Genomic DNA, 3,767 nt, shown 5'->3' with positions numbered 1-3,767 from the left:
CACCACCGGCGATAGCATCGCAAACGATAAGGCGCTTGTGGCGCAGTGCGGGTTCAACCTCGCAAAGGGCGCAGATTAGCGGCGGTCGGGAATTAAAGATAAAATTTAAGAGGTAATTGTGAAATTAAAATTTTTCTCTGCCTTGATTTTAGTTGTGTTGCTTTGCGGTTGCTCGCTGCTCTCGCAGGACGGCAAGGAGGCTCGATTCTTGGCGGACGCGAGCAGATGCGATGTCGCAAGCTCGCTAAATAAGGAGCAGTCAAACCGCTGTGCGAAGCGGCAAAAGATTGACGCCGAAGTCGCGCGTGCGGCGCAAAAGCAAGCGGTATCGCAAGATACGTTTAATTCATTCAGAGCGGACAGCGCACAAGCCCAGCAAAGAGCGCAAGATCGATATATCTCCGAGCAGCGAAGCCTAATGCAGCAGCAAGCGTAGCAGCAGCTGGGGCAGATGCAGCAGCGACAGAATATGAGAAATTTACAAAACGAACAGAACTGGAACAGGCTGCGTAATCTGGAAAATATAAGCAACGGCGGAATTTAGCCGTGAATTTTACAATTTGATCTAAATTTTAATTCGCGCGACTTTCATTCTAGATCAATTAGCCTCGGTAAAAATATGATGAAATTTTAATCAACATATTACAAAAACAAATAAGGTCTTAAATTTCAAGGGCAGGCAGCTAAATGCTAGAAAATTTTAATTGATTTTAAGCAACGAAATGGTGACCCACAGGAGATTTGAACTCCTGTTACCGGCGTGAGAGGCCAGCGTCCTAACCACTAGACGAGTGGGCCGCGAAATTAAAAATGAGATAATAGCGAAGTGTATATAAATTTTGGATTAAATTATATATTTTCTGCAAAAATAATGCAAAATAAAATTTTCGCCGAAAACTTAAAGCTTTTTGGCATAGCCGCAAATCTTGGTGCTATAGAGAGTCCGATATGCCGCCCATTCTAGATGGCACATAAATAAGTTCCGTCGTTGCAGCCATAAGCCAAATCGATATCATAAAAGCTTGCTGCGCCTTGCTATCAGCATCAAAAACGCCAATAATTTTATCGCGCTGATTCAAAGCAAACGATAAAGAAGCCAAATTTAGCATAGCTTTTATTTGGCTTCTAGGCTTTTTAGATACTCATATACTCTTTTATCTTCGTTTTTTCTTGCCCAATCCGATGGAGTTACGCTTTGGTTATGAGAACATCTAGCTTTTGGATCGGCGCCTCTTTCTACTAGATATTTTACGATTTCTAGACTATGAGAACTTGCCGCATAATTTACCATGGAGCAACCATCCCTATCCTTTGCTTTAAAATTTCCGCCGTATTTTTCTAAAAGCTTTACGAGCCTAAAACTCTTCTCATCGTCGTGTTGGCTTCCGAATACGCTCATCATCATTGCGCTATCGGTCAGTCTTTTTGCGCACTCTAGCATCGCGCGAAGCGAATTTTCGCTACCTAACATTACCGCCATTTCGATGGGAGTGGTATTTTCATGACCTTTAAAATTCGGATCGCCGCCCATTTCGCAGTATTTTTTAGCATCTTCGGCGTTGTCTGAATATGCCGTTTTGTGAAGCAACGTTTGTATCTCATCTATACTCAAACTCTCTTCAATCTTAGGCGTAACGAAAAAGTTTTTGTCGTAAATCTCCTTTAATGAATTTGTACCATAGTATTTACCCGGCTCGTCTTTAAAAATCAAATTTATACCATTTAAATCCGTAAGTTCTATAGAGTCGTTTGTTTTTAAATTTATTATCTTGTTGAAGTTAAAAACCAAATCATCCTTTTTGACCCCGCTATCAAAGATGAAAAAATGGCTAAACTCGTAAGGAAATTCGTTTTTGTATTCGGGGGTTGACGCCGGATTTATTCTAGAATCGCCGATTTCTATCTTATCATGCCCCCATCTTTTGCTGAATATAAATATATTTGTACCCCAGCTTTTTGAAATTTTATCATCGTTCTCGCCCATTACGAAGATATCGTTTCCCCATGGGTCTTCCACATCGCTTCTGCCGCCCGTCAAAATATAGACGTTGTTATTTCCGGGGCAAATTATAGAGTGCCTCGTATCGCTTTTGGCTATAATGATTTCGTCTGCGTTTTGGTTGCAGCGAGAATTTATATCCCAATATATGGTTTTGCTAAAATTTAAACTCACGTCTTCTAATACGGTGGTATCAAATCCTTGCGTCACTAAAATCTTTTTAGGAAAATATCCTTTCGCTTGCCCGTCTTTGATAAATTTTTCCAAGCTTTGAAAGTCGGTTATATTGCCTCCAAAACAGCCGCCAACCACCAAAAACAATATAACGATAAATCTCATACTCGCTCCCTTTTTCGAGATAAAATTTTAAAAATTATACAAAATTTGTAAGCAAAATTTACTAAAAACAGCTCAAATTTAAAAATCAAAAATAAGCGTTTTTAATGCTTATAGTAATGGCACTTGGATAGTTATAAATTTTAAGCTGCTCCGATACTTTTAAATTTAAAAAGTTAAATCCATTTTAAACAGAATTTGCATAAAATCTCATTTCAAAAACGTATTACGCGAGCGGCGGCGGCAAAGTAAAATTTGCGGTAACTACGGCGTTAAATTAAAAGCACTCGTAACGGCGGCACCAAATAAAATTTGCGGCAGTAGCCCAAGGATGAGATATTCGGCGGCATGCTGGGCTTAAATCATTCACAGCGACGTAAAATACGAAGTATGTGCGGTGGCGTAAAATTAAAATTCACAGCGGCTAAATTCAAAGCCTGCGTGGCAATAATCAAAGCATCGCCCGCCGTTTAGTTGCACGGCGCAAGCCGTGAGCCGAACATTAAAATTTAAAGAGATAAAATGAATGAAGATTTTCAAAGAGCGAAGCTGCAAGGCACGCTCGGCGCGCTCTGCCTACTGGTCGCGAGCATAGCGTATTCTATAAAAGGCGAGATCGCGTACTTGGATTCTCAAATCTTAGTGTGGATTTTTGCTTTCACATTCCTTTACCACGCGCTTAAAAACATCCAAAATATCACGGGCCCGCAGGTTTTTATAATCTTCAAATACGCCTACAGCATTGCGCTTGCGGCGCTGCTATATTTTTCAGCCATTTATATACTCAGAAGATGTGATTGCAGTAGGCTGCAAATATACGTGCCGCATTTGATATTTGCAGTTACGCTCTCTTGGATAATTATAAATTTTAAGTTGTACGCCGCTACCGGATGCAAGCTTTTTGCCGTATACGCCGCACTACTAATCGCAGATATCGGCGCAGACGTCATCTATAGCATGATGTTCAAAATACCGGCTCCCGCTGCTATAACGATGGGCGTCATAAATTGTATGGAACTGCTAAATTTAATCTTAAATCCATTGGCGTCCGTAGTGCTGCTTCTTGCGTGGCTTAATATAAAAAACCCCACCGAAGCAAAGGGTCTATGGAGCCAGGCGGAGAGATAAAATTTGCTCGCGTTTATATTGCGCGAAGTTTAAATTTAGACCGCGCCTGGGTGCTTGCAAAGATAAAATTTCACGCTCGCATGCGCCGTTTTGGCAAAGACATATGGCAGCCAAAATCCGCCCGCTTGCATCCATCTAAGCAGCGCTAGCCATGCGCTACATCGGCGCGACCCTCGACGAAATCGTTTTATATGATTATAAGGCCCCTTCGCCGCACTCGTAGCCGAAAATTTTAATCCCCGTATCGCTCTGCTCGTAGCGCAGCGCGGGGATCTTTTGCAGTAGATTTTTTAGCTTTTCCAGA

3 protein-coding genes and 1 tRNA gene are annotated in these 3,767 nt (G+C 41.5%); 2 read left to right on the top strand and 2 right to left on the bottom strand.

The features are described from left to right. Window positions 1-118 precede the first annotated feature (118 nt). A complete protein-coding gene (locus Q0140_RS02225) occupies window positions 119-436 on the top strand; it encodes a hypothetical protein (RefSeq protein WP_297961305.1) in 318 nt (105 codons plus the stop codon). Window positions 437-723: 287 nt separating this feature from the next. Here the strand turns inward: Q0140_RS02225 and Q0140_RS02220 are convergent. Together Q0140_RS02220 and Q0140_RS02215 are read right to left on the bottom strand one after the other, a co-directional pair. Next, window positions 724-798 (bottom strand) — tRNA-Glu (locus tag Q0140_RS02220). 316 nt (window positions 799-1,114) lie between these two features. Then, window positions 1,115-2,338: an ankyrin repeat domain-containing protein gene (locus tag Q0140_RS02215; RefSeq protein ID WP_297961302.1), complete on the bottom strand. Its 1,224-nt coding sequence runs from the start codon at window positions 2,336-2,338 to the stop codon at window positions 1,115-1,117. Between the two features lie 519 nt (window positions 2,339-2,857). Between Q0140_RS02215 and Q0140_RS02210 the strand changes: the two genes are divergently transcribed. After that, window positions 2,858-3,463: a hypothetical protein gene (locus tag Q0140_RS02210; protein WP_297961299.1), complete on the top strand. Its 606-nt coding sequence runs from the start codon at window positions 2,858-2,860 to the stop codon at window positions 3,461-3,463. The last annotated feature ends 304 nt before the right edge of the window (window positions 3,464-3,767 follow it).

Origin of the sequence: uncultured Campylobacter sp. (genome assembly GCF_938045405.1) — a bacterium.
In the GTDB taxonomy this organism is placed as follows: domain Bacteria; phylum Campylobacterota; class Campylobacteria; order Campylobacterales; family Campylobacteraceae; genus Campylobacter_B.
The sequence above is the reverse complement of the archived record's forward strand: the minus strand, read 5'-3'. Positions and strand labels throughout refer to the sequence as shown.

Bases quoted from the DNA above. Each gene is read 5' to 3' on its own strand.
- Q0140_RS02215 (WP_297961302.1), bottom strand. From the start codon at position 2,338: ATGAGATTTATCGTTATATTGTTTTTGGTGGTTGGCGGCTGTTTTGGA.
- Q0140_RS02210 (WP_297961299.1), top strand. From the start codon at position 2,858: ATGAATGAAGATTTTCAAAGAGCGAAGCTGCAAGGCACGCTCGGCGCG.